At 54.3% G+C, this 25,980-nt stretch carries 30 protein-coding genes; 18 read left to right on the top strand and 12 right to left on the bottom strand.

The features are described 5' to 3' along the window. Positions 1–13: 13 nt before the first annotated feature. The 4 genes from pepN to B1757_RS11685 form a co-directional block, all read right to left on the bottom strand. Positions 14–2,647 carry an aminopeptidase N gene (gene pepN, locus B1757_RS11700; RefSeq protein ID WP_253253834.1) on the bottom strand — a complete coding sequence of 878 codons (2,634 nt, stop codon included), beginning with the start codon at positions 2,645–2,647 and terminating at the stop codon, positions 14–16. Continuing rightward, complete coding sequence (gene dsbG, locus B1757_RS11695; protein ID WP_101538476.1) at positions 2,644–3,498, bottom strand: thiol:disulfide interchange protein DsbG; 855 nt, start codon at positions 3,496–3,498, stop codon at positions 2,644–2,646. The genes pepN and dsbG overlap by 4 nt, the downstream gene beginning before the upstream one ends. A gap of 175 nt (positions 3,499–3,673) precedes the next feature. Beyond that, positions 3,674–4,309: a transcriptional repressor LexA gene (lexA, locus tag B1757_RS11690; RefSeq protein ID WP_101538475.1), complete on the bottom strand. Its 636-nt coding sequence runs from the start codon at positions 4,307–4,309 to the stop codon at positions 3,674–3,676. A 55-nt stretch (positions 4,310–4,364) separates the two neighbouring features. Further along, a complete protein-coding gene (locus B1757_RS11685) occupies positions 4,365–4,958 on the bottom strand; it encodes a tetratricopeptide repeat protein (protein WP_253253833.1) in 594 nt (197 codons plus the stop codon). A 138-nt stretch (positions 4,959–5,096) separates the two neighbouring features. Here B1757_RS11685 and B1757_RS11680 point away from each other — a divergent pair, with 138 nt between their 5' ends. From B1757_RS11680 to B1757_RS11670, 3 genes are read left to right on the top strand one after another with little or no spacing between them, the layout of a single operon-like run. Next, entirely contained in the window at positions 5,097–5,336 is a 240-nt protein-coding gene (locus B1757_RS11680; RefSeq protein WP_101538474.1) for a ribbon-helix-helix domain-containing protein, read from the top strand. After that, positions 5,336–5,755 (top strand): putative toxin-antitoxin system toxin component, PIN family, encoded by a 420-nt coding sequence (locus B1757_RS11675; protein WP_101538473.1) that lies wholly within the window; start codon positions 5,336–5,338, stop codon positions 5,753–5,755. The genes B1757_RS11680 and B1757_RS11675 overlap by 1 nt, the downstream gene beginning before the upstream one ends. Next, entirely contained in the window at positions 5,752–6,120 is a 369-nt protein-coding gene (locus tag B1757_RS11670) for a Fic family protein (protein ID WP_216360876.1), read from the top strand. The genes B1757_RS11675 and B1757_RS11670 overlap by 4 nt, the downstream gene beginning before the upstream one ends. A gap of 116 nt (positions 6,121–6,236) precedes the next feature. On the opposite strand, the gene B1757_RS15195 is transcribed toward B1757_RS11670, so the two are convergent. From B1757_RS15195 to B1757_RS11660, 3 genes are read right to left on the bottom strand one after another with little or no spacing between them, the layout of a single operon-like run. Then, positions 6,237–6,395: a RagB/SusD family nutrient uptake outer membrane protein gene (locus B1757_RS15195; protein ID WP_143484257.1), complete on the bottom strand. Its 159-nt coding sequence runs from the start codon at positions 6,393–6,395 to the stop codon at positions 6,237–6,239. 58 nt (positions 6,396–6,453) lie between these two features. Then, a complete protein-coding gene (gene vapC / locus B1757_RS11665) occupies positions 6,454–6,867 on the bottom strand; it encodes a type II toxin-antitoxin system tRNA(fMet)-specific endonuclease VapC (RefSeq protein WP_101538472.1) in 414 nt (137 codons plus the stop codon). Beyond that, positions 6,864–7,235 (bottom strand): helix-turn-helix domain-containing protein, encoded by a 372-nt coding sequence (locus tag B1757_RS11660; RefSeq protein ID WP_101538471.1) that lies wholly within the window; start codon positions 7,233–7,235, stop codon positions 6,864–6,866. Before B1757_RS11660 ends, vapC begins: the two co-directional genes overlap by 4 nt. 488 nt (positions 7,236–7,723) lie before the next feature. On the opposite strand from B1757_RS11660, the gene B1757_RS11655 reads away from it, so the two are divergent. Further along, complete coding sequence (locus B1757_RS11655) at positions 7,724–8,032, top strand: type II toxin-antitoxin system MqsR family toxin (protein WP_101538470.1); 309 nt, start codon at positions 7,724–7,726, stop codon at positions 8,030–8,032. A 2-nt stretch (positions 8,033–8,034) separates the two neighbouring features. After that, entirely contained in the window at positions 8,035–8,439 is a 405-nt protein-coding gene (locus B1757_RS11650; protein ID WP_172437695.1) for a type II toxin-antitoxin system MqsA family antitoxin, read from the top strand. A gap of 139 nt (positions 8,440–8,578) precedes the next feature. Here the strand turns inward: B1757_RS11650 and vapB are convergent, their stop codons facing one another. Further along, positions 8,579–8,809 carry a type II toxin-antitoxin system VapB family antitoxin gene (gene vapB, locus B1757_RS11645; protein ID WP_101538468.1) on the bottom strand — a complete coding sequence of 77 codons (231 nt, stop codon included), beginning with the start codon at positions 8,807–8,809 and terminating at the stop codon, positions 8,579–8,581. 452 nt (positions 8,810–9,261) lie between these two features. Here vapB and B1757_RS15940 point away from each other — a divergent pair, with 452 nt between their 5' ends. The 6 genes from B1757_RS15940 to B1757_RS11615 all read left to right on the top strand — a co-directional run bounded on the left by B1757_RS15940 (position 9,262) and on the right by B1757_RS11615 (position 15,834). After that, positions 9,262–9,732, top strand: coding sequence for a prepilin-type N-terminal cleavage/methylation domain-containing protein (locus B1757_RS15940; RefSeq protein WP_101538467.1), 471 nt, complete (start codon positions 9,262–9,264; stop codon positions 9,730–9,732). A gap of 107 nt (positions 9,733–9,839) precedes the next feature. Beyond that, a complete protein-coding gene (locus tag B1757_RS11635) occupies positions 9,840–10,355 on the top strand; it encodes a prepilin-type N-terminal cleavage/methylation domain-containing protein (protein ID WP_101538466.1) in 516 nt (171 codons plus the stop codon). A gap of 19 nt (positions 10,356–10,374) precedes the next feature. After that, positions 10,375–10,587 carry a hypothetical protein gene (locus B1757_RS11630; protein ID WP_101538465.1) on the top strand — a complete coding sequence of 71 codons (213 nt, stop codon included), beginning with the start codon at positions 10,375–10,377 and terminating at the stop codon, positions 10,585–10,587. A gap of 78 nt (positions 10,588–10,665) precedes the next feature. Further along, positions 10,666–12,261: a sensor domain-containing diguanylate cyclase gene (locus tag B1757_RS11625; protein ID WP_101538464.1), complete on the top strand. Its 1,596-nt coding sequence runs from the start codon at positions 10,666–10,668 to the stop codon at positions 12,259–12,261. Continuing rightward, entirely contained in the window at positions 12,251–13,342 is a 1,092-nt protein-coding gene (locus B1757_RS11620; protein WP_101538463.1) for a response regulator, read from the top strand. Before B1757_RS11625 ends, B1757_RS11620 begins: the two co-directional genes overlap by 11 nt. Next, on the top strand, positions 13,318–15,834 hold the full coding sequence (locus tag B1757_RS11615) for an ATP-binding protein (protein WP_101538462.1): 2,517 nt from the start codon (positions 13,318–13,320) through the stop codon (positions 15,832–15,834). The genes B1757_RS11620 and B1757_RS11615 overlap by 25 nt, the downstream gene beginning before the upstream one ends. Before the next feature lie 14 nt (positions 15,835–15,848). Here the strand turns inward: B1757_RS11615 and B1757_RS11610 are convergent, their stop codons facing one another. From B1757_RS11610 to B1757_RS11600, 3 genes are all read right to left on the bottom strand, one after another. Further along, entirely contained in the window at positions 15,849–16,724 is an 876-nt protein-coding gene (locus tag B1757_RS11610; RefSeq protein ID WP_101538461.1) for a crotonase/enoyl-CoA hydratase family protein, read from the bottom strand. A gap of 127 nt (positions 16,725–16,851) precedes the next feature. Then, complete coding sequence (locus B1757_RS11605) at positions 16,852–17,151, bottom strand: type II toxin-antitoxin system RelE/ParE family toxin (RefSeq protein ID WP_101538460.1); 300 nt, start codon at positions 17,149–17,151, stop codon at positions 16,852–16,854. Next, positions 17,139–17,411 (bottom strand): CopG family ribbon-helix-helix protein, encoded by a 273-nt coding sequence (locus B1757_RS11600; RefSeq protein WP_101538459.1) that lies wholly within the window; start codon positions 17,409–17,411, stop codon positions 17,139–17,141. Before B1757_RS11600 ends, B1757_RS11605 begins: the two co-directional genes overlap by 13 nt. A 178-nt stretch (positions 17,412–17,589) precedes the next feature. Between B1757_RS11600 and B1757_RS11595 the strand changes: the two genes are divergently transcribed. The 7 genes from B1757_RS11595 (at position 17,590) to B1757_RS11565 (ending at position 25,681) form a co-directional block, all read left to right on the top strand. Further along, entirely contained in the window at positions 17,590–18,843 is a 1,254-nt protein-coding gene (locus tag B1757_RS11595) for a type II secretion system F family protein (RefSeq protein ID WP_101538458.1), read from the top strand. Positions 18,844–18,949: 106 nt separating this feature from the next. After that, positions 18,950–19,480, top strand: a complete 531-nt coding sequence (locus tag B1757_RS11590) for a pilus assembly FimT family protein (protein WP_253253832.1) — start codon at positions 18,950–18,952, stop codon at positions 19,478–19,480. A 2-nt stretch (positions 19,481–19,482) separates the two neighbouring features. Beyond that, positions 19,483–19,914, top strand: coding sequence for a type IV pilus modification PilV family protein (locus B1757_RS11585; protein WP_101538457.1), 432 nt, complete (start codon positions 19,483–19,485; stop codon positions 19,912–19,914). 1 nt (position 19,915) lies between these two features. Continuing rightward, a complete protein-coding gene (locus tag B1757_RS11580; RefSeq protein ID WP_101538456.1) occupies positions 19,916–21,121 on the top strand; it encodes a PilW family protein in 1,206 nt (401 codons plus the stop codon). Beyond that, positions 21,118–21,765 (top strand): pilus assembly PilX family protein, encoded by a 648-nt coding sequence (locus B1757_RS11575; RefSeq protein ID WP_101538455.1) that lies wholly within the window; start codon positions 21,118–21,120, stop codon positions 21,763–21,765. Before B1757_RS11580 ends, B1757_RS11575 begins: the two co-directional genes overlap by 4 nt. 75 nt (positions 21,766–21,840) lie before the next feature. After that, positions 21,841–25,311, top strand: coding sequence for a pilus assembly protein (locus B1757_RS11570; protein ID WP_253253831.1), 3,471 nt, complete (start codon positions 21,841–21,843; stop codon positions 25,309–25,311). Positions 25,312–25,402: 91 nt separating this feature from the next. Next, the gene (locus B1757_RS11565) at positions 25,403–25,681 is read left to right on the top strand and encodes a DUF4351 domain-containing protein (protein WP_101538453.1); all 279 of its coding nucleotides are present in this window, start codon (positions 25,403–25,405) and stop codon (positions 25,679–25,681) included. 32 nt (positions 25,682–25,713) lie between these two features. Here the strand turns inward: B1757_RS11565 and B1757_RS11560 are convergent. Further along, positions 25,714–25,980 (bottom strand): BrnA antitoxin family protein (locus B1757_RS11560; protein ID WP_216360874.1); only part of this gene is annotated, 267 nt, incomplete at its 5' end.

Raw genomic sequence — 25,980 nt, 5'->3', positions numbered from 1 at the left:
GTTGCGTGCTGCTTCAAGCAGCACCCGGATACGCACGCTGGATGACTTCGGCCAAATCCCGGGATAGATGCGGCTTGGCGGCCAGCAGTTGCAGTGCCTGAATCATGGCTTTCTGGCGGACGTCATCATAACGCTGCCAGCGACTGAGAGGCGTAGCCAGGCGTGCAGCGGTCTGGGGATTGATGTCATCCAGACGGCGAATCTGCTCTGCAAAAAAAGCATAGCCTGAGCCATCGGCGGCATGAAAAACCGTAGGATTCACCGTAAAAGCCCCGAGCACGGCACGTACCCGATTAGGTACCTTCCAGTCAAAGGCCGGATGCACCAACAGGTGTTGCACCTGACGCAGGGTATCGGCGCGGGGAGCCATGGCCTGAATCGCAAACCACTTATCGATCACCAGCGGATAATCCTGCCATTTCTGGTAGAAATCCATCAGGATATCTTCGGCATCATGAAGAGGATGCTGGACCAGCAACTGGAATGCCGCCAGACGATCAGTCATGTTATCGGCCTGCACATATTGCTGACGGGCATGCAGGGTCATATCGTCTTCGCGATGGCGATCACTGAACACCAAATAACTCAAGGCCACATTACGCAGGCGGCGGCGTCCAATGGACAGTCCATCCCGCGCATATGCTCCTACCAGATCATGATACAGATGCAACCATGCGTCGTGGAAATGATGGCCAATATGGCTGAGCAGGGCATCCCGCGCCTGATGAATGGCATCTACCGCAATCACCGGCATTTGTTCGCCGATGTAGTCTTCGCTGGGTAAAGACAGCAATTCGGCCCGAAAAGCCGGGTCCATGGTGCCGTCCTGCAAGGTGGCCGCCAAAGCCCGTTCCAGCGCGTCGGGCAGCTGCTGTACGGTGCCGGGGTTCTGCACTCCGGCCAGGAGAGCTTGCAGGGCCAACTCCTGGGTGCTTTCCCAGCGATTGAAAGGGTCATCATCCACACAGGCCAGAAAACTGCGGGATTGGTCATCCAGCGCATTTTCCAGCCGCACCGGTGCGGAAAAACCCCGTAACAATGACGGTATCACCGGATCGGATTGCTCGGTAAACGTCCAGGTTTGGGTGGCTTCCTCCAGTACCAGCACCTTCTCATGGTCACCACAGCCATCCAGCGCGGTCTTTGCGCCTTGGGTATTGATCAGGGCCATGCGTACAGGAATGGGTACCGGCTCTTTCCGGGATTGTCCGGGAGTGGGCGGTGTGCTTTGTGACAAGGTCAGCGTATAGGTCTGTGCTTTGGGATCATAAATACCCTGGGCCTTGACCAGCGGCGTGCCCGCCTGGGCATACCAAGTCCGAAAGCGCGACAGGTCCGCGTGGTTGGCGTCTTCCAGGGCTTCTACAAAATCCTCAATGGTCACCGCATGCCCGTCGTGGCGTTCAAAATACAGATCGGTACCGCGCCGAAAACCTTCCTTACCCAGCAAGGTATGGAGCATCCGCACCAGTTCCGCCCCTTTTTCATAGACGGTGGCGGTGTAGAAGTTATTGATTTCGGAGTAGGCATCGGGACGCACCGGATGGGCCAGAGGCCCGGCATCTTCGGGAAACTGGGCGGCACGCAGGCGGCGCACATCGCCAATCCGCTGTACTCCCCGGGAATTCATGTCCGCGCTGAATTCCTGATCGCGAAAGACCGTCAGGCCTTCCTTGAGGCTGAGTTGAAACCAGTCGCGCAGAGTCACCCGGTTGCCGGTCCAGTTGTGAAAATACTCATGGGCAATCACCGACTCAATGCCCAGGTAATCGGTATCGGTTGCGGTTTCGGGGCTGGCAAGTACATATTTGGAATTGAATATGTTAAGCCCCTTGTTTTCCATGGCCCCCATATTGAAGCTGTCAGTCGCCACAATCATGTAGCGGTCCAGATCATATTCGCGTCCATACACTTCTTCATCCCAGCGCATGGCCCGCTTCAGGCTTTCCATGGCCTGGCCGCAGGCATTCAGATCCCGTTCGGCCACATAAATTTCCAGGGCCACCTGCCGTCCGGACTGGGTGGTGAACGTATCCCGCATGGCGGCGAGATCTCCGCCCACCATGGCAAACAAATAAGCCGGCTTGGGATAAGGATCTTCCCAACGTGCCCAATGCAACCCCCCGGCCTCTTCTCCTTGGGCCACACAATTACCATTGGCCAACAAGACCGGACAGGTTTGCTGGGGCCCATGCAGGGTAACCGTAAATTTCGCCAGACAATCCGGACGGTCCAGATAATAAGTAATGCGCCGAAACCCCTCCGCCTCACATTGCGTCAGAAACTGCCCTCCGGCATGGTATAAACCCGACAGCGCCGAATTGGCAGCAGGATGAATGCGCACCCGGGTTTCCAGAATAAATTCCACTGCTGGTTGGAACAAAGTCAGCCCCGAATCATCCACCCGATAGGCACTTTCCGGCAATGTCTGACCATCCTGCCGAATCTCCAGCAACTCGAGCCCTTCACCATCCAGGTGAAGCTCCTCTACCGGCTCCGGACTCTGACGCTGAAAATGCAAGCGGGCTGACACTTCGGTATTATCAGGATCCAGATGAACATCCAGGACGATGTCCGTAATGAGATACGCCAATGGCTGATAATCGCTCCGATGAATCAGCGGGGTATTTTCTGAGGTGATCATCATTGACAGGCTCCATTTTCCAAACTACCAATATGTTGAACAAAATCCGCCAGACTTGAACTATCCAGGCCGTGTGCCAGAACAGTCTGATGCTGGGCATTACAATAAATCAGGGTAGGCGTAGCGACCTCGCCACTGTCGCTGAGCAGCTTGGTATTGTTTTCTACCGCCGCCAAAGTAGCCTGGTCGGGATGCTGCGCCGGGGTAATACCGCCCTCTTCCGTCGCCTCGTCAAAGCCCTTTTCATTAGCCGCCATGGCCGCTGCCGGGTTACTGGCCCCCAGAATTGCGGCGGCTTTACCGGCACTGCTGGGTTTCAGGAAAGCCACCACCACATAGCGGACCCGCAGTTTGCCCGCCGCGATGAGGGGTTGGGCTTGCTCATAAAATTTGTGGCAATAAATACAGTTCGGATCCACAAAGGCGGTGAGCTCCGGACCTTTACTGCCCAGCACAAAACTGTCGGCATGGGCAGCCTTTTCTGCGAGAGTGGCGGCCGTAGCCGGCTTGGAGATGAGCCCCAGCTTGATCATATCCGCATGGGCAGCATCCTGACCCTGCCGGTTCAGCACCGGACCCGCCACCAGATACTGACCATCACCGGTGGCATAGGCAATGGTGGGGTGCCCTTGCATGGAAACTTCGATACCCGTCAAACCGCCGGGACCGGGAAACACCTTTTCAGCGTTGGCCTGACCGTGGGTCACTTCATTGAGCAGCTGTTTGGCCCCCTGCAGGCTCAGAGTCTGACCCATGGCAGTGTCGGGGCCGGTAGCAAAACGCTCAATGACCGCCCCTGTCAAACCACCAATAATCAACAGTCCCACCGCCAGCGCAATCGAAGATTTATCCATGAATGAAAGGGATCCTGTGTGTTCCGTGAGTAATAGCCAGTGATTGTAAACCGCTGTAATCACCAAGGCCAGCGTGACCAGGCCAAGCCACGCAGCAGTCAGACGCTGATCAGCTGCCTTAGCCGGCTTGTTTTCATTCAGAGTCTGGTACCGAAGATGGGGGAGTTACCTGGACTTACAGATTCTGACCCAGGCGCAGCAGTCCCACCACTTTACCCTCAATGTGCAAATCATCGCGGGACAGATCGACCTCAATGGGAGAATAATCCGGATTTTCGGGCAGGAGCCGCACTTGGGTACCCTCGCGCTGCCAGCGCTTGACCGTGACTTCGCCATTCACCCGAACCACCACCATCTGACCATTCTGGGGAGTAAAGCCAGGCTCCTGGCGTACTGCAAGAATATCGCCATCGAGAATAGCGGCATCGCGCATGCTCATGCCCTGCACCCGCAACAGATAGTCCGCTCCCGGCGCAAACAGAACGGGGTCCACCGGCAATTGTCCCTCACGAAACTCCTCGGCAAGCATGGGATAACCCGCCGCCACGCGCCCCACCAAGGGCAATCCGACTTGAGGTAAGTCGCCACTTTCCGTGCCATAGTCAGACAGGCGAATTCCCCGCGCTGTCCCCTGTTGCAACTCCAGATAGCCCTTGCGGGCGAGCATGCGCAAATGGGTCTCGGCGGCGTTGGGAGAACGAAAGGCAAAAGCTTTCATCAGTTCCGCCCGGGTTGGGGGCAGGTTATCTTCCGCTACCCGGTGACGAATCCAGGCGAGAATTTCAGCCTGTCGCGGGGTCAGTGCTTCCACAGCATATCTCCGGGATGGTGGCATTTCATTCCTGTAATTTTATACAGAAAGTGTTTTACAACGCAAACCCCATCGCCTGGAGCTTGACCCGGGCCACCGGATGTCCCAAGGAAGCAGCCTTGCTCAACCACTGTAGCCCTTCGGCCGGGTCCCGGGTAAAACCCAAGCCGTTCAGGTAGCAGATGGACAACCATTCCATGGCATCCACCTGGCCCTTTTTGGCCGCCAGATGCAACCACTCCGCCGCAATTTTCTGCTCCTCTTCGGCAAAAAACTCCAGCCCCACCTGGAGCATGGCGTCCACGTCCCCAGCGTTAGCCTGCATGATGGCCTCTATGCGTTCAGGATTCAGCGTAATCGGAATACGGGTAGCCAGATCTTCCAGCGACACCAGGGAACGGTCGCGCTCGATACCGGCCCGGCGCCGCTCCACCGTCACATTTTTCACGCCCCCGTCGGCCACCCAGTGCTGCACAGTGCGCATGGCCTTGCCCGTCAACAGGGCCGCTGTCTGGGTGCTGATCAGGTGCCGCATAATGTCTTGTCCATTATTGTTGGGTCCAATGGTTTCCACAGTATAACCAAACTGCCCGGAAGCGCCATCCTTCCTGCGTTTCAGCGTCGGTAAGTAGCATAGCACTATGACCATATTGACCGTTACCGCACCCGGATAAGTAATGTTTCGCAAGAAAGTTGTTTACGATTACTCTTGAGCTGGCCGTTTGCAAGCGCAAATGATAAGGCGTATAAACACCCATGCACACAAACACAGGTTTTGGAGGGCATCATGAATACCGTGCGCTGGAATATCGCCGTATCGCCGGAGGTGGATCAGTCCGTACGCATGTTCATCGCCGCACAAGGTGGCGGGCGCAAGGGCGACCTGTCGCGCTTCATCGAAGAGGCGGTGCGCGTCTACCTGTTTGAGCAGGCTGTCGAGCAAGCCAAGGCCGCAACGGCCGGTATGAGCGAGGCCGAACTGAACGATCTCATCGACGAGGCTGTGCAGTGGGCGCGTGAGCATTGATGCGGGTCGTTCTCGACACTAATGTGCTGCTCGCCGCGCTGATTGCATCACACAGTCCCCCCGACATACTCTATCGCGCCTGGCTTGCGGCGCGTTTTGACCTGGTGACAGGGGTGGCGCAGCTCGACGAACTGCGCCGCGTGAGCCGTTACCCGAAACTCAAGGCCATTTTGCCCGCACATCGCGTCGGCACAATGATCAACCACATTCAGCGCGCCATCGTGCTGAACACGCTTCCCCCGTTACCGGACGGCGTCGCTGCCGACGATCCGAACGATACCTTCCTGTTGGCAATGTCACTGGCCGGCGAAGCCGATTATCTGGTGACTGGCGACCGTCGCGCCGGACTACTGCAACGTGGCAGCATCGGCCGCACACGCATCGTCACACCGGCCACCTTCTGCGCCGAGGCGCTTTGACGCCCTGCGTCGGTCCGCTGCTTGCCCACCACGTTACTCAACGGCCTTGGTCATGCTTATCCAGATTTTCCTTTGAACGTGCAACGGCTTTCTTTCTGTTCGGTGCGTTGCAGCAATTCTTCTTCGACGGCAACAAGCGCAGCTCTCGCTTCATGATGAACGGCGTCCTCATGTCTCACGGCATCGACGCCATCAGCGTGCCCGCTGCCAAGGCGCAGGAGTTCAACGAAAAAATGCTGCGCTTCTATCTCTCGAAGAACGCCACGGAGATGATGGATTTCCTCGCCGGCTGCCACCCGGATGCAGAAGCCATTCTCCCGCCCCCCGAGGAAGAGCGAAGCCACGACAGCGGAATGGAGACGTAATCATGGACTGGATCGAGAACGGGGAGCTATGAACTCGTTTCAATCACGGAAATCTCACGGTCAACTGAATGGTATTAGTACAGCCATTATCGAACAAGGATCGGCAAAAGAAGTGCTCAGGATAGTTCCAGTCGGCGCTCGATGCGCTGGATGCGCTCGATCAGTTTATCGAGGGTGATCTGTTGCCTGGCATCGGTTTCTTCGCTCAGGTTGATCTCACGTTTCACTAGGTTCATGGATTGTTCCAGCACCAAACTATCGATTTCATCGCTCATCGTCCTGCGCCCTCCTCTTCTCGTAGATTGATTCTGCCATTCAGGAAAAACGTCCGGTTTATGATAAGTGCTGTTCCACCCAATCCACGACACGCAATCCCGGAACGCGCTCGAACTCCCGCAGGTTGTTGGTCACGATGATCAATCCCAGGCTTCTGGCGTGGCCTGCGATCATCTGGTCATAAGGCCCGATGGACTTGCCGATCCTGGCCAATTCAGCGCGGAGCTGTCCGGTATGCCTAGCGGCTTCGCTCCCGTATTCGAGTACTTCGAGGCGGGCGGAGAAACCTTCGATTTCGGTCAGGTTGCGTTCCGGTGCCTGTGACTTCTCCGCGCCATAGACCAACTCCATCAAGGTGACGGTGCTGATGGCCATTTGCCCGTGGTGGCGACGGAACTGTTCGCGGATCTCCGGTGCTTTGTTTTTGATGGTATAGATGCAGATGTTGGTATCCAGCAGGTATTTGATCACAACGGTTCCCGGATCTGGTGGGCGGGTTGCTCTCGACACCGAACAGTCAACTGGACGTGTTTACCGGTTCTGGCCAACATGTCCACCAATGCGTCAATGGTGAACTTAATCGCCTTCTTGTGGATCACGTCAGAAACACGCGGGCGTGTCACACCCAGAATTTCCGCTGCATCGGCTTGCTTCAGATTCTTCTCTGCAATCCATTCTGCCAGATCAGTCATCAGGGAATATTTGATACTCAACTTTTCAGAGATAATCCGTTGCGATTCGGCCTTCAGGGTGGCCGCTTCTTCCGGCGCAAACCCCAGGTCCGCGAACACGTTGCCACCTACGGGGGTAATATGCATGGATTGGGTCTCGATAGTCATGGCTTACTCCTTTCCTGGATAACCAACCTGCACCAACCACATCAAAGGATTTCCAGTCATCCGGTTCCAGCCCTGCCTGAACCCGACTCAACTGGTGTCCCGCTTCCTTGCGCGCCTGAAGGGTGAAGATGCCGTCATCCTTTATGTCTCGCAGAGCAGATCCTCGCTAGTCAATGGGTTTCTCGCGCATACCGCCCTTAACCATCATTAACATCAGTGTATCAGACTTTATACGCGACACAAATCCATATTTCCAACTTCACTACGAAGTGGCTGAGTATCAAACTGATGATGTTGTGATGGGGCAGACGCTGGAACAGGTGAACGGAGAACGGAGCGCATCCAACAAACCTGTCCCGCCATTGCCCATCATCTGGCTCAGACTGGGCGGGGTGCTGCGGTAGTCAGGGCCATGATCGAATCCAACCGCCAGAAGGTGCCATGGTTTTCTGTTGCTGAAATTACCCTTAAAGGGTAATCTTTCAGTCATGGAGAAAAGGAAACCCCACTACTGCCTTGTCGAGATACAAAGCCATGTGCGCACGGTGGGTGTTGCGGCCTTTACCATAACGGCGAGAAAGAACGGGTTAGCCATGGGTCTGACTACTTCAGAGATGGTGGATGTGGTTGGTGCGCTTACTCAGGGGTGTTTTTTCAAAAGCATGACCACCCATGCAGATCCCCGACTGTGGCAAGATGTGTATCACGCCACGGTTCCAGGCGGCAAGGTGGCCTACATCAAGGTAACGGCCTTTATTGATGGGCGTCCGCCTGTCATTCAGTTCAAGGAGAAATGACCATGACACGGCAATGCATGAGTTGTGGGCATCATGGAATGGTGCGCGATGAAGATCATCAGGAGCATTTGCGCTTTAACGGTGAGTCGGTGGTTCTGACTGGCCTTACGGGTTGGTTTTGTCCGGTTTGCGGTGATGGCGAACTGGATCCGGAAAGTAGCGTCCGATTTGCTACGGTTCAGGATGACCTGATACATCGTGCTCGTGCCCGGCAAAGGGAAGAGATTCGGCGCATCCGCAAGAAGTTGCGGCTCACACAATCCGAAGCGGCGAAACTTACGGGGGGGGGTCGCAATGCGTTTTCGCGGTATGAACGCGGTGAGGTGTCACCCATGCCTGCGGTCCTGCATCTTTTGCATCTGCTGGACAGGCATCCCGAGTTGTTGCAGGAGATCGAACGTGGGTGAAGGTGGGGTCAACTGAATGGTATTAGTACAGATATTATCGAACAAGGACCTGCAAAAGAAGCACTCAGGATAATTCCAATCAGCGCTCGATGCGCTCGATCAGTTTATCGGCAGATGTTGGTATCCAGCAGGTATTTGATCACAACGGTTCCCGGATCTGGTGGGCGGGTTGCTCTCGACTTTCCATGAAGTCGGCGCTGACCCCTTCTCTGTCAAACCAGCTCTCCCAGGACTCTCCGGCAGGAATGAGAATCCGCACACGGCCCAGGGCGACCACATCCACGCGCTTCACGTCTGCCGGGAAGGCTATTGACTTGGGTAGGCGTACCGCTTGGCTGCGGTTGATCTGAAAAACGGTGGCTTGCTCCATCGAAGCTCCTCAAATGGTATATGGCGGCAGGATATCCATACAAGCTCCTGCTGTCAATCAGGAAATTTTGCGGCTGAGGCAGCGCAGGCCCTGAGACCGGGTGTCCATCATGGCATGGCGACACCCCTTCATTCCGCAATGGCGCGGTAAAAACGGCGACATTTTCCGGGCGAAAAGGGCATGGCGTTGTAAATGACGCGACATTTTTAGCTCAAATCGGTTTTGGCGCTGTGAAACACGCGCAAAGCTTCTGAAACAATGGGTGAACCCTCGCTGTCAGGGAATGGGAAAGCTTTGGAAACGTCGTGTCTATCTTATGGAATCATCATATTAACAATAAGTTATCGAATAATAAACCCGGAGATCCAAAATCAGGCACGAATCATGCTTAATAGAAAACGTACGGCGCCCACAGCGCTGTCCGAACAGTTTAACTCACAAGGAGCCTACTCATGAGCATGAAAGTACAGCAAGCCAAGCGCGCGGCAGAAGCCGGTTTTACCCTCATCGAACTGATGATCGTCATTGCCATCATCGGCATCTTGGCGGCCATCGCTATTCCGAAGTATGAGAAGTATGTGGAGACTGCAAAAGCAACCACAATTACCCAAGACTTTCACCAAGCAGTAACACAAGTTGCAGCGGCCCAAGCAGCGGCTGCGGCTGGACAAGTAACGTCCGCCCCAACTTTCCCTAATATGCCTAACGGCGCACAAATTACCTACGCACCAACTTCGGTTACTAGTACTGGAATTAGTTCAGGTACTGGAGATGTTACTATTGACCTTGATCCTGGCACCACATCAACGACGACAGCCACAGCGGTATCAAACGCTCTTACTGCCGCTAATATTAGTGCCAGTTCAAGCGGCTCAACGGCAACCGTCACTGCCAACGGTGGCATCTCTTACAAAGCCAACTGAAGTTAGTAACTTACAAACAAAGCAGCCCCTTGGGGCTGCACCTTTCTGACAGCGCTCTAATGCACATATCAACAACAATTTCAGAACTCTCTCGAAAAGGTCAAACCATGCCCAACTCAACAATAATCATTCAGAGAAACAGCGGATTCACCCTGATCGAGCTCATGATCGTCATTGCCATCATCGGTATTCTGGCGGCCATTGCCATCCCGCAATATTTTGCCTACATCGAAACCGCCAAGGCGCAAACGGTGGCAGGCAATCTCAAAATGGCGGTGGATGCGGTGACCAATGCTTTTGCCGCAAGTAACAACGGCGACAAAACCGATATATACAGCACCCTCAATGGCCAATCGGCCCATGATGTGGCGGATCCGGTGTATGGCACCGGTACTCCGGCTTTTGTGACCGGCGGCACAGCTTCAGCCTGCGGACAAGTGGCCATCAGTGCCAGCACCATCAGCCAGTCAGCCCCCCAGCAAGTATCGGTGATGGTCAAGACCACGGGTTGCAGTGGCAATCTCGGCACGGTCATCGCCAGAGCCTGCAGCGCCGCAGGTTTTCCATCCGCCGCCACAGGCAGCGGTGTCCTCATCACCCAAAACGGGAAAGTGACTCCCTAGATACACAAGGAGAACGACCATGAACGAAACCGAACGGCAAGAACGCATCCAGTCCCTCCAGAAGCTCCGCCATCACCTGCTCCATCGTCGCGAAGAACGGGGCGCGCCGGTGGCCAGCATCGATATGGAACTGAACGTGGTGCGCAGCGAGTTACAGGCCATTTATGCCCTGCGCCGCAGTCAGGCCCAGCCCGCAGCCAACAGCCCGCATCACGCGGTTCGGCACGCCTGAAGGCGCTGCGCTTGGGCAGCGGGACAGCGTCGTGCGGGTTGGCGACCCTGCCCACCAGTACCCCGCCCGCGCTGAATCATGTCTCGAGACCCGAAAAGTCCGCGTCCACCCCGCTCCCCCTGGCGGCGAATATGGTCACGCCTGGAAAAAGACAAAGCCGATCCCCACTCCCGGCTCGGGCAGTATCTGGCCTTTCGCAAGGCCGTTACCGAAATCATGGCCCATACCCGAGAGGAACACATCCTGCTGGAGTCCCTCTGCAGCCTGGCTGTCGAATGCAGCCCGGTCAAGTTAGCCTGGGTCTGCCGGATAGAGCCAGACCAAAGCCTACATACTCTGGCCGATGCGGGTGATACCGCCTATCTCGACAGCTTTGTAGAAAGACGAACAGGGCTTCCGGTTGATCACGGCCCGTTGATCAAAGCCTGGCAGGAACAGGTGGCGCTGTACAACGAGCCTTTTCAGGACGGCCCCTTGCGTGAAGCATGGCGGCATAATCTCCGGCCTTTTCAACTGCGTTCCATGGCGGTATTACCCATCCATCGCGATCATCAACCCTGGGCCTTGCTGGTGCTCTATGATCGCGATCGTCAGGCTTTTCCCCGGGACTGCCAGCTGGTGCTGGAAAGCGTGGTCCGCCAGGTCAGCGAGGCCCTGGAAGACTGGGTGGACATTCTTCGCGAACGGGTGGAGCGGGAACACCAGTTGCTGCTGGGGGCCGCCCTGCAATCCGCCGAGGACGGGGTAGTCCTGACCGATGCCGAACGGCGGATTTTGTATGTGAATGCGAGCTTTACCCGCATGACCGGCTATACCCTGGCGGAAATCAGCCAGTATGGATTGCATCATCTGCAAGGGCCGCGCACTGATCCGCGCACTCTGGCGGAAATTGACGGGGCGCTCTGCGGGCAGGGCTTTTTCAATGGCCGTCTGCTCAATTACCGCCGGGACGGGCAGACTTTCTGGAATCACTTGAGCATCATCCCCATTTATCAGCGCGACGGCGAAATCAGTCATTATGTGGGCATACAGCGCGATGTGACCCATGAATGGCTGGCCCGGGAACAACTGGAATACGAAGCCAGCCACGACCGCCTGACCGGACTCGGCAACCGCCGCGCGCTCATGGACCAGGTAGCCATCACCCTGCCCCGGGTGCAGCGCCATACCGGGTCACTGGCGGTTTGCATGATTGATCTGGATTATTTCAAACCCATCAATGATCTCTATGGCCATGAGGCCGGAGATCATGTGCTGCGGGTCATTGGTCGCCGCCTGCACAGTACCTTGCGCCGCAGTGATTACGTGGCGCGCCTGGGTGGTGATGAATTTGTGCTGCTCATCGAGGGTTTCCACAGTCTGGAAGACCTGGAAATGCTCCTGATCAAAATCGAGTTGGCCGTCAATGAACCCATCCATCTGCAAAGCGGCAAGGTGGTAGGGGTGCGACTGAGTATGGGGATCTGTTTGTACTCACCCGATTTTTCCGGTGATTTTGACACCCTGCTGCGTTATGCGGACCAGGCGCTGTACCGCGCCAAGGCCAACAAACGCCAGCGCAGTCGCTACTGGGAACTGTTTACCGTGGAAGATCGTCCTGCTGAGGCGGGAAACGCAGACAGGCCCAGAACAATCCGAACATCGCTATCAGGGAGTGATGCAGATGAAAATTGAGCGGAATCATGAGCAGAATTCGACTCTGCAAACCCGCATTCTGATCGTGGATGATCAGTCCACCGGGCGCAAGATTCTTGAAAAAATCATTCAGGATGTCTCTCCCCATTTATGCGTGGACTGCTTTGCAGACCCCCGGGAAGCCCTGGACAGCATCCAGCAGTACATTCCCGACCTGATTCTGGTGGATTATAAAATGCCCGGCATGGATGGCTTGGAGTTTACCCGAAAGGTGCGTCGCACAGCAGGTTGCCAGGATGTGCCTTTGGTGATTGTCACGGTCATACAAGATACGGTCGTGCGTTATCAGGCACTGGAGGCGGGCGCGACAGATTTTTTGACCCGACCTCTGGATGCGGTGGAATGTCAGGCCCGCTGTCGCAACCTGCTGCATTTGCGGACCCAGCAAAAATTGCTGAGGGACCGTTCCTACTGGCTGGAAAACCAGGTAGCCATGGCCACTACCGAAATTCGTCAGCGCGAGCAGGAAACCCTTTCCCTGCTGGCCCGGGTTGCCGAATACCGTGACAACGAAACCAGCTGTCATATCATGCGCATGGGTAGGTACGCGCGGATGATTGCCGAAGGATTAGAGCTTCCCGCCGATGAATGCGCCCGCATCGAGCTGGCGGCACCCCTGCATGACATCGGCAAAATCGCTATTCCCGATGCCATTCTGTTGAAACCCGGCAAGCTGACCCCGGCTGAATTTGACATCATGAAAACCCATGCCCAGATCGGCCAGAATATTCTGACCGGCAGTCATTCCCCCTATACCCAATTAGGGGCGCAAATTGCCGGTGGACATCATGAAAAATATGATGGTAGCGGTTATCCCCTCGGGCTACAGGGCGAGGATATTCCATTAGTGGCGCGGATAGTGGCCATTGCCGATGTATTTGATGCGCTAGCTTCAGAACGCCCGTACAAAAAGGCTTGGAGTCAGGAGGCCATTCGCAGCTATTTTCAGGAGCAAACAGGCCAGCATTTTGACCCCCGCTGTATGCAGGCTTTTTTTGCGCAGTATGATCAGATTCTGCACTTTCAGAGGATGCTATGCGCTCACCACGACCCGGACTGAATCCCGGCAACGAGCAGGAGCAGGCCAGTATCCGTCTGCTGATGGGAGGGGTATTATATCTCTATATTTACACCTACCCCTATGGGACCTGGTTTAATCAGGCGGGTGGCTGGCAAATTCTGAATCAGGCGGCTCTGGTCTTTTTTGCGGCAGCGAGTCTACTCCTCGTCACCATCTGGATCTGGCCACAAAAATCTCCGCTTCGCCGTACTATCGGCATGTGTATAGATGTAGGCATTGTGACCTATTTGATTCAGGCCAGCGCAGGCATTGCCGGATTGCCCCTGCTGGGGATTTATCCCTGGGTCATCATCGGCAATGGTTTCCGCTTCGGGACCCGTTATGCTGTCGCCGCCACGGTTATCAGCATGGGGGGTATTCTGGTCATTCTCGATCCCCGGCATCTCTGGACTGGTAATAGTCATGCACTGGTCGCCACCCTGATTATTTTCGGGGTGTTGTTTTTGTATATGAGCAAGCTCATTTCCCGTCTGAATCAGGCGATTGAAGATGCCCGCAAAGCCAGTCTCATCAAGTCCCAGTTTCTGGCGAAAATGAGCCATGAATTACGCACGCCCTTGAATGGGGTTATGGGTATGAGTGAGTTACTGCAGGAAACTTCGCTGTCTGCGGAACAAGTCGAAATTACCCATTTAATTCAGAACTCTTCCCAGACCTTGCTGGAACTCATTGAGAATATACTGGATATCTCTAAAATCGAAGCGGGAAAAATGCTCTTGCAGCCGGTGGATTTCAGCCTGCGCCAGTTGCTGGATCAATCCTGTTCGGCACTATTGATACTGGCCCAAAAAAAAGGCCTTTATCTGGTTTGGGAGGTTTCTGAATCCGTTCCTGATTTGCTGCGAAGCGATACCCGCCGCGTGCGGCAGGTGCTCTATAATCTCATCGGAAACGCCATCAAATTCACGGAAAAAGGCGGGGTAGAGATCCGGGTGCGCAGACTACCCGTGACCCATCGCGAGGTTCGGCTGCGTTTTGAGGTGATCGACACGGGTTGCGGGCTCAGCGAAGAAGCCCAGGAGCATATTTTCGAGGCGTTTACCCAGTCTGCAGATACCCACCATGCCCAGCAGGAAGGCACGGGATTAGGCACCACCATCGCCAAGGAGCTGGTGGAAAAAATGGGTGGGCAGATGGGCGTGGAAAGCATCCTCCACAAAGGCAGTCGCTTCTGGTTTGAGCTGCCCCTGCAAGCCGCAGAGCATCCGGAAAAGTTGCAGAGTCCGCTCGCCGGATCAGATACTCCCAGAGCGGCTTTAATCATTGCACCGTCAGCGTCGGGGCGTGATCTCCAGGATATCTTGAAAACCTGGAATATCCCCGGCGTTCATGCCGAAAGTGCCTATCGGGCGCTGGAATTGCTGCGCAGCGCCAAAAATCAGGGGCAGCCTTTCAGCCAGGTATTTGTGGATCAGCACCTGATGGATATGGCTCCCGATCATTTTGCCCGACTGGCCCGTGATCAGCAATTAATAGGCCAAACTCCCTGGATTCTGATTCATGACCAGAGCCTTATTTTTGACCGCTATTTTCAGGATATGGGTTTTAGCGCGTCACTAAAGATACCCATCGATAAAAAAGTGCTGTTTCATCTGGTGCATTCTTTGGATGTTGCCGACACAAAGGGCAGTAGCAATATCGTGTCCCTGCATGACCATTATCAGCAAAGTCAGGGACAAAAAGGGCTCTCCATATTGGTGGCGGAAGATAACCGCATCAATCAGAAAGTGGTACAGGGACTGCTGCGCCAGGCGGGTCATGAGGTGCGCGTGTCCAGCGATAGCGAAGAAACCCTCGATATTCTGGCCGAAAGCAGTTTTCATCTGGACCTGCTGATTCTCGACCGCAACATGCCCGGCAAGGGCGGGCTGGAAGTATTGAAATGCTATCGCATGATGGAAACCGCCCAGCCGGTACCTGTCATCATGCTGACCGCTGACGCCACCCCGGAATCTATGCAGGCCTGTCTGGAAGCGGGGGCCAGTGCTTACCTGACCAAACCCATCAATGCGCGGCAGCTGCTGGATAGCATTGCCAGTCTTTGCCGCACGCAAAATGTCCTGCATGGCGCGTCAGAAAAAGGCCGTGACGAAGCGGCCACCCCGGCATCTGCTGCGCTGATAGATCCGCAGGTGTTACAGGGCATTGTGAATTTGGGAGGCACTGATTTTCTGGCGGAAATCATACAGGATTTTGCCCACGATGGGGCGCAGTTACTGGAGGCGATGCAAACGGCCATGCAGCAGGAGGACTACCCTGCTTATCAGGATGCTGTCCACGCCCTGAAAGGCAGCAGCCTGCAAATGGGTGCCCAGCAGCTGCTGGAAAACTGCCTGCAAGCCGAGGCCCTCAAACCCTATGCCATGACCGGTCCCGAAATACAGTCAAGCGGCGCTGCGCTGCGCCGCCATTTTCACAAAACCTGCCAGGCGCTGACCACTTATCTCGAAGGTCAGCGACAGATACGATGAAACGCGATGTGCATTCAGGCCATCTCTGCATGACGTGCAGATTGCCTGGACACCAGTCTTTCCATCATTCGCAAGTCCTTACTGGAAAGTCGCAAGGCGGCATCTACCCAGATTTCTACCGTCGCATACAGTTCCTCATAACTGATCGGTGCACAGAGGTCACGCACGCGTCGGATCGCTGCATAACCATTAGCCGCCTGCAAATGTTTTTTGATATAAGCATAAACAGCACGCTCCCCTGCTCCGTCTTCAGCCAGAATATCTACAATCCCCATTTCATAAAGTTCTTGAGCCGTGTAAATTCGCCCGCTCAAAATCAATTTTTCAGTAGCGGCCATGCCGATCTTACGATGCAAAAGACTATAGGCTCCCATCCCGGGAAAAAGATTAAACAATATTTCGGGCATACCCATTTTGGCACTGCGCTCGGCAATCAACACATTACTGGAAAGTGCGCTTTCAAAGCCCCCACCCAGAGCGTCGCCCTGCACCAGGGAAATCGTGGTCAATTCTTCATGCAAATGGGTGATATTGGTGTGTAGTGCGTCAATACAGGCTACGCCATAGCTGAGCAAGCCTGCCCTATCCTGCCGAGCGATGAGTTGCCGAAACAAATGCAGATCACCACCCAGATTGAAAACCCCGGGAACATCAGAAGAAGCCACCAAAAAACGGATCTCACGCGCTTCAGTCATTGTCGTTTCCACACGAATTTGCGTATAGAAATCCTGGATTTCTTCCAGAAGAGTCGGTGTAAAACAGGGCCGTGGGTGGCCTTTCAGGTAATACCACATGGTCTGATAAGTACCATCGTAATACGTGCGCAACTGTTGATATTGCGGATCGCCTTGAGCAATCCAGTTTGGCAAGGGCTGGGGTATGCTGTTCATTCTCGGCTCCAATTAAGCAAGTTTATGGGCTGGACGACGCTCTCAATGTGGCGAATTTTTCAGCGCTTAGCAATGTTTTTCAGCCGGAGTCCTTGCAAAATGGTGGGGATGTTATGCAGACCGTGAGTTACAGTACATAGCCCGCTTCTTTCTGATGGCGGAAGGCCAGCACATATACGACGTTATCCGCAGGATCATGGCGGTAAAGAGCCACATAGCCCAAATTTCCGAAGACAATGAGCAGTTCACGCAATGACAGCATTTCAGTGAAGGGTCTGCCTATGTCCGGAGCCGTTTCCAGTAACTGAAAATGCCGCTCGATGACTTGGCCAGCTCGTCTGGCGGCATCCGGAGCCTTGCCAGACAGAAACTGACGACAACGCTCCAATCCTTCCGCCGCGCCTTCGGTGATGATTAATCGTGGCACTCCGGCACAGCCCTTTCGTCACTGGAGCCCCAAGTGTTCAACCAGGTCCGAACTTCTTGACCGGTCAGGTGACGTCCGGTTTGCTGATAGGCTGCCCAGGATGCCAAGGCTTCCTGCGTGAAACGCTCGCGGGCTTCCTCACGCTCAACATATTGCTGGATGGCTTCGAGCATAATCCAGTGTGGTGAGCGGCGGCGCTGGCTGGCAAGGTGCTGAACGCGCCCTTTCAGGTTGTCATCAATTTTGAGCGATGTGGCCATGGCAAACCTCTTATCACCTGGTGATACTTAAGCATAATATGGTTCTTTGCCATGCTGAAGTCCAGCCTGCACGATAGTCGAGCGCTCTGCGCAGCCCATTTTATCGGGCATTGTCGTTGACCTTGCAATTCTGGACATACAGCCTATTTACCACGGCATATCTGGAGGACTTTTTATAATGGCAACAGCACTAGGCAAAAAGGGCGCGGTAAAAGAGGCGAAAACCTATGACTTTGTCTGGGAAGCCACCATGCCCGGCAGCAAGGGTAAGAAAAAAGGCGAGATGAACGCTGCCAGCCCCAATGTCGTGCGGGTTGCTTTGCGCAAACAAGGATTGGTGCCCGTCACCATCCGCAAGGTGCCGCAGCCCCTTTTTGGCGAAAAAAAGGTCAAGGAAGCGCAGCTGGTGGTCATGGTCCGCCAGCTGTCCACCATGATCAATGCCGGGGTGCCTTTGGTGCAGGCTTTTGAACTGCTGATTACCGCTACCCAGGGCGCACCCATGAAAAAACTTCTCAAGGGTATTCTCAAAAACCTTAAAGAAGGGGAATCTCTGTCTCAGTCCATGGCGCATTTCCCCAAATATTTTGATCGCCTGTTTGTGTCCTTGATTGCCGCCGGTGAACAGGGCGGTATTCTCGATACCATCCTCCTGCGTCTGGCGGAGTACCGCGAAAAAACCCTGGCCCTCAACAAAAAGGTCAAGTCCGCCATGTTCTACCCGGCGGCTATCATCACGGTGATGATTGTGGTGGTGGTCATTCTGATGATTTTCGTGATTCCGGTGTTTTCGCAACTGTTCAGCAGCTTTGGGGCCACCCTGCCCCTGCTCACCCAGATTGTCATCAACATTTCCAACTGGATGAAAAGTCACTGGTATATTGTGGTACTCCTGCCCATTGCGGCGGTCTGGCTGTTTGTGTTTGCCTACAAGCGCAGCCTGCCTTTCAAGACCGTCATTGACCGCTTTGCCCTGAAGATTCCGGTGCTGGGTGATATTCTCCTTAAGGGCGCCGTCGCCCGCTTCATGCGCACCCTGTCCACCATGCAGGCGGCGGGCGTACCCATTTTGGAGGCGCTGGAAACCCTATCCAAGGTGTCCGGCAATGTCATCATTGAACAAAGCGTGTTGCGCTCCCGGGATGATGTCGCCGCTGGTGGGCGCATCAGTACCCGTCTCAAGACTGATGGCGTTTTTCCCATCATGGCCACCCAGATGCTCGCCATCGGCGAAGAAACCGGCGCCATCGAAACCATGTCCGGCAAGGTCGCCGACTTTTACGAGAGCGACGTGGAAGAATCCGTCAACCGCCTCAGCACCCTCATGGAACCCATGATCATGGTAGTGCTAGGCGTCATCGTCGGCACCCTGGTGGTCGCCATGTACATGCCCATCTTCAAGATGGGCGCGGTGGTGACGCATGGGGGGTGAGGGCTTGCTGCCGCCCTGCTCTTTCCTTCAATGGAAGACAAAGCGCTATGATCCTGGATGCATCCGGTTCACTGAGGCTGATCCAAATGCTGCCCGGGTTGGACTGGTGCAACAGGGCGGAACGGGTTTCACTCTGATCGAATTGATGGTGATCATCGCCGTCATGGCTATCATTGCCGCTGTAGCCATTCCCCAGTTCAACATCTGGATGATTCGCGCCAACATTCAGAGCGCTTCCGGGCGCTTGCAGCAGGACATGGCCTGGGCCGAGGGTTATGCCATCCGCAGCGGGTATCCGGTGCAGGTTTCCATCACCGGGGGCAATCCCTGCTCATGGACCATCAGCCCCCAGGCAGCCAATGTTCAGCAACAGGTGCCGCAGATGACAGCCAGCGAATTTACCAGCCGTTATCCCAATACGGTCTGCAATGTGGTTACGGGCTCCACCGTCAGCATCACGCCAACCGGCATGGTCTATCATTTGGGCAATACCGTTGGTGGCGCGGCGGTTACCTTTGGCAATGCCGGCCCCAATGCCGCCACCTATGGCTACTGGCTGACCCTGCTCAGCGGTGCGGGCAACGTCCGCAACTGCGCCACCAGTGGCTCCACCAGCAGCGTGTGTAACCTGCAATGACGATGCGTAAACCGATAAATCCTCGCGAGGACGGACTGACACTGATCGAGGCGATGGCCGCCCTGGCTATTTTCGCCATCGGCTCCCTGGGTATCCTGAGCCTGTTTCTGGGCAGTTTTTCCATGTCCGCCCAAAACCAGAACCTGACCTCGGGCTATGAAATCGCCCAGAGCGCCGTCGGCGTGCTGCGGGCCAATGGGGCCAATGCCTTGAGCCTGAATGGGGCAAAAGTGAGCGCCAAACAGGCCAGCAATTCCCTGCTGAGTCCTGTTTCGCAGGTCATGAGCGCCTACGGAATGCCAGCCCAAAGCCAGGTCAGCCTTGCCGTTACCTCGCACAATAACAATGGTCAGTGCCCCTGCACGGCGACGGTTTCCGTTTCCTGGGGCAATGGCGCTCAAACCTACACTACGCAAACCATCGTGGGCTACTGACATGCAACACATCTCCCCCTCCGCCCATGCTACCCACAGAGATCAGAGCACCAATCCAGAACTGGGCCTCACTCTGGTGGAGTTGCTGGTTTCCCTGGTGGTGGTCGGCCTGCTGTCAATAGCAGTATTCAGCTTTTTCCTCAATACCAGCCAGAGCGTGAGCCAGCAGTCCGCCAACGGCGAAATGTGGCAGCGGGGCCGCAATGCCCTGGCCATCATGCGCCAGGCCATTGAGTCGGCGGGGTATGGGTTGCCCAATTACAGCCAGTGTCCCAATGGAGTTGTTGGCATCAACAATGCCAGCGCACAAGGCGGGGCACTGGTGGCCATCACGGCCTCAGCACAAAGCACTGGAAGTGGTTATAGCGCTCCGGGCGGGATCTCCACCTACCAGTTTCAGACGGTCGTTGGTGGCGGCAGTTTTGGCGGCGCTCCCGCAACGACGGTGCAAAATCATCCAGGAAATAGCGCAGGACTGTTTGTGAGCAATACAGCCCCCTTAGACCCCGGTGATTTGGCGCTGATCGCACCCCAAGGAGGCGGAACCTGCCTATTAGGGCAAATTACCAATGTCGTAGGAAAAGGGACTGTGAATTCCGATTGCAATAATGGTTATACAGGGAATGGTGCTCTTAAGACAGCTGGTCATATTGAATTCAATTCCGGAAAACATGGAAGCTGTTTTCAGGCAAACCCAACACAGATATTTTCCCTCTTGACCGGCACAGCAGGCACCCCATCCCTCAGCGGCGCCAATCTCTATGATTTGGGTTCGCAAAGCTTTCTCTTTGAACAATTCGCCATTCAGGAAACTCCAGCGGGTAGTACGCCTACGCTCTACATGACCCAATACACGGGTTTGCAGGCCTCGCCGCCGACACCCCAGGCGCTGGCCACTGGTGTGGTGGATATCCAGATGCAGTATGGCATTGGCAGCAACGGCAGTGTCCAGAGCTGGGTGCCCCCAGAAGCCTATACCCCAAGCGCCACCCAAAGCATCGTCGCCGTGCAACTTGCCATGCTCATCCGCAGTACTCGCTATCTGCCCAACAGCCTCAGTCCGGCGAGTTTCTCCATACTCGGGCAGACATACACTGTACCAACCAGCGGCGGGCCGGGATGTCTGCAGGGCAACTGCCGACACTATGAATACCACTTGTTCCAGACGGTTATCCCCGTGCGCAACGGGATTTGGGGGAGTAAATGAATACCTGTCCTACCCATGACCGAGACGGTTCCGCCCCCGAGCAGGCGGAGCGCGGTGCCATTCTGCTGGTCGTGCTGGTGCTGATTTTTGCCGTGACCCTGGCAGTCTTGGCCTACCTCTACCTCAACAAGAACAACACCCTCATTGCAAGTAATCTGGCGGTGCAGAATGCCGCCCAGGAAGCGACGGATTTTGGCTTGCATCATGCCGCAGCGTGGCTGAATGATCAACCTAACTGGCCAGAAGTGATGGCAGCAGGCAATAGCACCGCACTGGCGCCCTACTTTCTCATGAGTATGCCCACTACTGGTTACGCAACTGCAGCAGTGACAAGCAGTACACCCATTCAGGTGCCTTCGGACCCCACTTTTTGGAATAGTTGCGCCACAACGACAGTAAACACCTGTCATGAGATCGCAAGTTCGGTCACTTTTGCCTCCCAAAGTTTTCAGATCGAGTACGTCATTTTCCCATCCGGGGGCATGTCCACCCAACTGGGAGGCAACGAGCAGAGCCAGGCGGGTAACGGCAATGGCGCTATCCAGTCGCGTTATTATGTGGTTTTTGTTCACGCCCAGCGCAGTAATGGCGGAGGACTGGGGGTGACAGTACAGGCCGTGTTACGCAAGGTGATGGCACCATGAAAAGTAACGTAGTGAATTTCTGCAGAACGGAGTTTCGTGGAGCGAAGCTGAACATAATGCTGGCGGAAAATTTCTGTGAAAAAGGATGCGGCGAAGGTCGGCATCAGCAAAGGAGGTAATATGGTTTCCCGAAAAAAACACCGACTCCGGAAAGGGCTGTCCCTTCTACTTGTCCTGGGAATCAACCTCCTGCCGCTGCAAGGCTTCATTCCCTCGGCAGAAGCCAGCAATGGTGGCCTGAACACTCCCCCACAGGATCAACCTCAAGTATTGATTCTCCTGGACAACTCCCAAGGCATGGCCGGAGTACTTCAGTCTACAAACAGTTATAGCACTCAAACAGCTACAGCACCTGTTCTGTCTACCCAGCTTTCCGGAGCAATTATGACCGGTTCTGGGATAGCTGCGCAAAACAACACCTCTAGTTCACCTCCTTATTATCAAACAAACAACTTTATTCCACCTGCATATGGTTCAGCAAGCACAGTAGTTCCCTATACCCTGTCATGTGGGGCTTCAGGGCTTACTGCGGCAGCACAATCTGCCTGTAGCAGTATACATAACAACGGATATGTTGATAATTCCCCATCCATGTTAAATGGGATTGAGGTGTCATTAGCCAGTGTTTTAAGCAACCCGACTTATGAAAATAATCTTCAGTTTGCATTGGAAACCTACAAAACCGGGACCCCGAGTCTTTACCGTACCTGGGTTTATTACATGAGCGGTAAGGGAGGATTCTCATTCAACTCAAGTAGCAGTAATGGTGCAACTATTCCAGTTGCCAATCCTTGCTACAACAATCAAAGCAATTCATGCAAGGCCATTAACAATGAATTCTATTCAACAAATAACCCCCAACCAATAGGTACAAATTCACTTTTTAATAGTCCAACTCTGTATATAAATGATACGAGCGATGACCCAATTATCAACGATGTACTATATGATACAAGTGATACAGCAAATGCAGTTGGATCTGGGCCAGAAGAAAAATTATCGGATTTTTCTCTATCCGATTATGAGAATAAATCAATAGTTATATACTATAGCAAGCATTCAAATAATATAGCCGCAGGAGCTGGACCGACAAGTGCTGGTTTCACACCAAGTAGCCCTGAAGTCTGGTATTCTTTGAGAGGATATGGTTATAACGCTTCAGTTACAAGTAATAGCGGAAAAATACTTGTTCCATTGTCTTCGTCTTATAATAATCAAAACAGTGTAAATAGTATCTTAAAAGATATCGGGCCAGAAACCTTTCCCGCCGGAAATACGATTACCGCATCTGCCGGGTATTCGCCAGTTGCTGGCGCTTTTACCAAAGCACTCTCCTACCTCACAGCCAGCTCTACGCCAAAGACCTGCGGACAGAAATATGTCATTTTCATTACAGACGGTCAACCAACCATGGGTACTGGTGGACATGTTTATCCTCCACTCGGGAGCTTGTCTGCACAAACGCTAGGGGTTACGTCCATCACGGCCAGTACCTGGAGTTCAACTAATAACGAAGCGGTAGTTGAAGCCATTCAGAAAATCCAGCTGCTTGCGAATAATGGTATCAAAACTTATGTCCTTGGCGTAGGTTCTGCTGTTGCACCCGCCACTGCTGGAACAACAAGTGCGCAGCAAGCGGTAGCAAAGCAAGGTCAGGCAGTACTTACAGCAATGGCACAGGCGGGTGGTACAACCAGTTATTACTCTGCACTGACTCAAAGCGATGTGCGCGCTGCCTTAAATAATATTGTTGCTAATATCCTGGGAAAAAGCGTAGTGTCTTCCTATGCGGCACCACCGACAGTCACAACGGGATCCTTGGAATTTCTCCTCAAGAATGTCAATCCAATAAATGGCCAGGGTGATTTATACGCATACCCTGTCACCAGCAATGGCAGTGTCAGCAGCACAGCCAGTTGGACTGCCAATGGGATCATGACTGCCGCCACACGATCTACTGCCTTGTATACAACCCCCACGAGCGCAACCAATGGGGGAGGTTCGCCGCAGACTTTTTCGAAAGTTGCCTCCACCGATTCCGCAGCTTTTGGTACTCTACCGACTGGTTTGACGGCAAGCGATATTGCCAACTACACCATTGATCCGTCCTATGATAATGGTGCTTACCTCGGCGGAAGAGCCTCTGGGTGGTATGTGGGGCTGCCCAGCTCCGCGCCGGCCGAGGTGCTCACTCCACCCAATAACGCCAATCTGCTCAGTAATTCTGGATATCTGAGCTTTGCTTCAAGCCACGCCAATCGGCAGAATGCGGTGCTCTTTTCTGACAATGATGGCTTTCTCTACGCGCTTGGATACAATAACACTGGTAGCCCCACCTTACTTTGGGGCTGGATGCCCGGCGCGTTGCTGCCTTCACTGCAGAATTATTCGTTCTTCTGGCAAGGGAGTAATATGGGTAACTTTGCAAGTATAGATGCTAGCCCGGACGGTGGCAGCACTTGGCATACCTATGTGGTAGGTGTGGCTGGAGGCGGCAGCATCTATTACGATTTGCAACTCACCAGCACTGGCAGTAGCGGTCCAACACTTAAATCGGTCATTGCGCAGTATCAGTTAACTGGAGACTCCCAACCCCAACCCAGTGCGCCGGTGTTTTATCAGGTGAACACACCCGGTGCGAATAATTTTGGGGAAACCTGGGCAATCTCTGCTATCAACTCGAACTCCACTTCCTATCTGGGAATTCTCAATGTAACCAGTGGAGTTGAGTTTCTGGATACCTTACCATTCACTAACACAGCCACGCCCTATATAGACAGTAACGGTAATCTCTTTTTGGGGGATGGTAGCGGTAATGTGTATGAGATGAGCGCAACGAATCTTGACTCCTTGTTGAATCCAAAAGGTAATAATTCCAGTGCTAGCACTATTAGTCTTACTGATTTTGATAAGATCCCTAATAACTTTTCTTCTGCCTGGTCCAGCACGAGTCTGGCAAAAAATGTGCAGTTCATCGGCGGAACCTTTTACCAAGGGAAAAACTATCTGCGTGTGCAGGGGCCCAGTGGCATTACCATTTTCAGCCAGATGAACGGTACCTGGTCACCCGTATGGACGACCTATGCGGGTGGTGCGGGTACATGGAGTGGTGGAACAGCTTATACATCGTCAAGCAGCTCTGGTAACAGCTCCACCAGTACCAGCATCACCCCGTTACCTGGTGGCTCTGCCATATCTGACCAGGCGCTCATCGATGCGGGCAATGTCATCGTACCGGTTACCATTCCTCCCGGCTCTAATACTTGTGGCACCAATACGGCAGCATATTACATCTACGCATTGGGGAACGGAATATTCCCATCCGGGGCCTATACTTCACCATCAGACGGTACAATAACCCAAGGATATATAATTGGTAAGGGAACTGCATTCACGCCCACGGTAACCATGTTCAATGGCCGCCAGTTATTGCAAGGTGCAGCCAACAAGAATACTACGGGTGGTACCTCCAACTTTCCAGCGGCTATAGGTGCTGGCCTCCCGCTGGGTGGCCCGGTGGCTTGGCGTCTGGATCTAACGCAGTAACGGTTGCGCGCCCTTGGCATCGGTATCCCCTGGCCGCAGGCCGGGGGACGGCTTATTCTGCACTTAGCCGAAAAATTAAGGGGAGCAGACGATGCAGGAAAAGGATGTCGTATCCAAGGACTTGTTCAAGCGTATCACCCTGGATATTGCCCGCATTCTCCTGGGTCTGGAGGTGGAGCAGGCCGAGATCGTGGAAAATGGAGCGCGCGGCAAGCAGCAAATACTGTTCCGCCTGCTGCAAAAGCGTTACGGCCCCCTGCCGCCCCGGATTCAGGCCCGCCTGGAGGCTGCCAGCATCCCAGAACTGGAAGCCTGGGCCGAGCAGATACTGGATGGGCTGAATCTGGAGCAGATGTTTCCTGACGCCTGATTGCTGCTTTCAGAACATCATCATCGACGCATTCATAGCTGAGGATGGGCTTCCAGCCATTCCTTGAGTGCCGCGTCAAGTCGGGTTTGCCAACCAGGGCCAGATGCGCGGAAACGGCTTACCACCTCACGGGAAAGCCGTATGGAGACGCGCTCTTTGGTCACGGCAGCTGGCGGTCGTCCCATGCGCTTGAGCGTTTCAAATTCGGCTAGCGGCAACTCGTAGGTATCAATATCCCGAGAAATCCCATCTTGTATGGCAGCGTCTTCCGTTGCCGTAGGCAGTTGAAACGGTTCCTC

This window comes from Acidithiobacillus marinus (genome assembly GCF_002847505.1).
In the GTDB taxonomy this organism is placed as follows: domain Bacteria; phylum Pseudomonadota; class Gammaproteobacteria; order Acidithiobacillales; family Acidithiobacillaceae; genus Acidithiobacillus; species Acidithiobacillus marinus.
The sequence above is the reverse complement of the archived record's forward strand: the minus strand, read 5'-3'. Positions and strand labels throughout refer to the sequence as shown.

Bases quoted from the DNA above. Each gene is read 5' to 3' on its own strand.
- pepN (WP_253253834.1), bottom strand. From the start codon at position 2,647: ATGATGATCACCTCAGAAAATACCCCGCTGATTCATCGGAGCGATTAT.
- dsbG (WP_101538476.1), bottom strand. From the start codon at position 3,498: ATGGATAAATCTTCGATTGCGCTGGCGGTGGGACTGTTGATTATTGGT.
- B1757_RS11685 (WP_253253833.1), bottom strand. From the start codon at position 4,958: ATGGTCATAGTGCTATGCTACTTACCGACGCTGAAACGCAGGAAGGAT.
- B1757_RS11680 (WP_101538474.1), top strand. From the start codon at position 5,097: ATGAATACCGTGCGCTGGAATATCGCCGTATCGCCGGAGGTGGATCAG.
- B1757_RS11675 (WP_101538473.1), top strand. From the start codon at position 5,336: ATGCGGGTCGTTCTCGACACTAATGTGCTGCTCGCCGCGCTGATTGCA.
- B1757_RS15195 (WP_143484257.1), bottom strand. From the start codon at position 6,395: ATGAGCGATGAAATCGATAGTTTGGTGCTGGAACAATCCATGAACCTA.
- B1757_RS11660 (WP_101538471.1), bottom strand. From the start codon at position 7,235: ATGACTATCGAGACCCAATCCATGCATATTACCCCCGTAGGTGGCAAC.
- B1757_RS11655 (WP_101538470.1), top strand. From the start codon at position 7,724: ATGGAGAAAAGGAAACCCCACTACTGCCTTGTCGAGATACAAAGCCAT.
- B1757_RS11650 (WP_172437695.1), top strand. From the start codon at position 8,035: ATGACACGGCAATGCATGAGTTGTGGGCATCATGGAATGGTGCGCGAT.
- vapB (WP_101538468.1), bottom strand. From the start codon at position 8,809: ATGGAGCAAGCCACCGTTTTTCAGATCAACCGCAGCCAAGCGGTACGC.
- B1757_RS15940 (WP_101538467.1), top strand. From the start codon at position 9,262: ATGAGCATGAAAGTACAGCAAGCCAAGCGCGCGGCAGAAGCCGGTTTT.
- B1757_RS11635 (WP_101538466.1), top strand. From the start codon at position 9,840: ATGCCCAACTCAACAATAATCATTCAGAGAAACAGCGGATTCACCCTG.
- B1757_RS11630 (WP_101538465.1), top strand. From the start codon at position 10,375: ATGAACGAAACCGAACGGCAAGAACGCATCCAGTCCCTCCAGAAGCTC.
- B1757_RS11625 (WP_101538464.1), top strand. From the start codon at position 10,666: ATGTCTCGAGACCCGAAAAGTCCGCGTCCACCCCGCTCCCCCTGGCGG.
- B1757_RS11620 (WP_101538463.1), top strand. From the start codon at position 12,251: ATGAAAATTGAGCGGAATCATGAGCAGAATTCGACTCTGCAAACCCGC.
- B1757_RS11615 (WP_101538462.1), top strand. From the start codon at position 13,318: ATGCGCTCACCACGACCCGGACTGAATCCCGGCAACGAGCAGGAGCAG.
- B1757_RS11610 (WP_101538461.1), bottom strand. From the start codon at position 16,724: ATGAACAGCATACCCCAGCCCTTGCCAAACTGGATTGCTCAAGGCGAT.
- B1757_RS11600 (WP_101538459.1), bottom strand. From the start codon at position 17,411: ATGGCCACATCGCTCAAAATTGATGACAACCTGAAAGGGCGCGTTCAG.
- B1757_RS11595 (WP_101538458.1), top strand. From the start codon at position 17,590: ATGGCAACAGCACTAGGCAAAAAGGGCGCGGTAAAAGAGGCGAAAACC.
- B1757_RS11585 (WP_101538457.1), top strand. From the start codon at position 19,483: ATGCGTAAACCGATAAATCCTCGCGAGGACGGACTGACACTGATCGAG.
- B1757_RS11580 (WP_101538456.1), top strand. From the start codon at position 19,916: ATGCAACACATCTCCCCCTCCGCCCATGCTACCCACAGAGATCAGAGC.
- B1757_RS11575 (WP_101538455.1), top strand. From the start codon at position 21,118: ATGAATACCTGTCCTACCCATGACCGAGACGGTTCCGCCCCCGAGCAG.
- B1757_RS11565 (WP_101538453.1), top strand. From the start codon at position 25,403: ATGCAGGAAAAGGATGTCGTATCCAAGGACTTGTTCAAGCGTATCACC.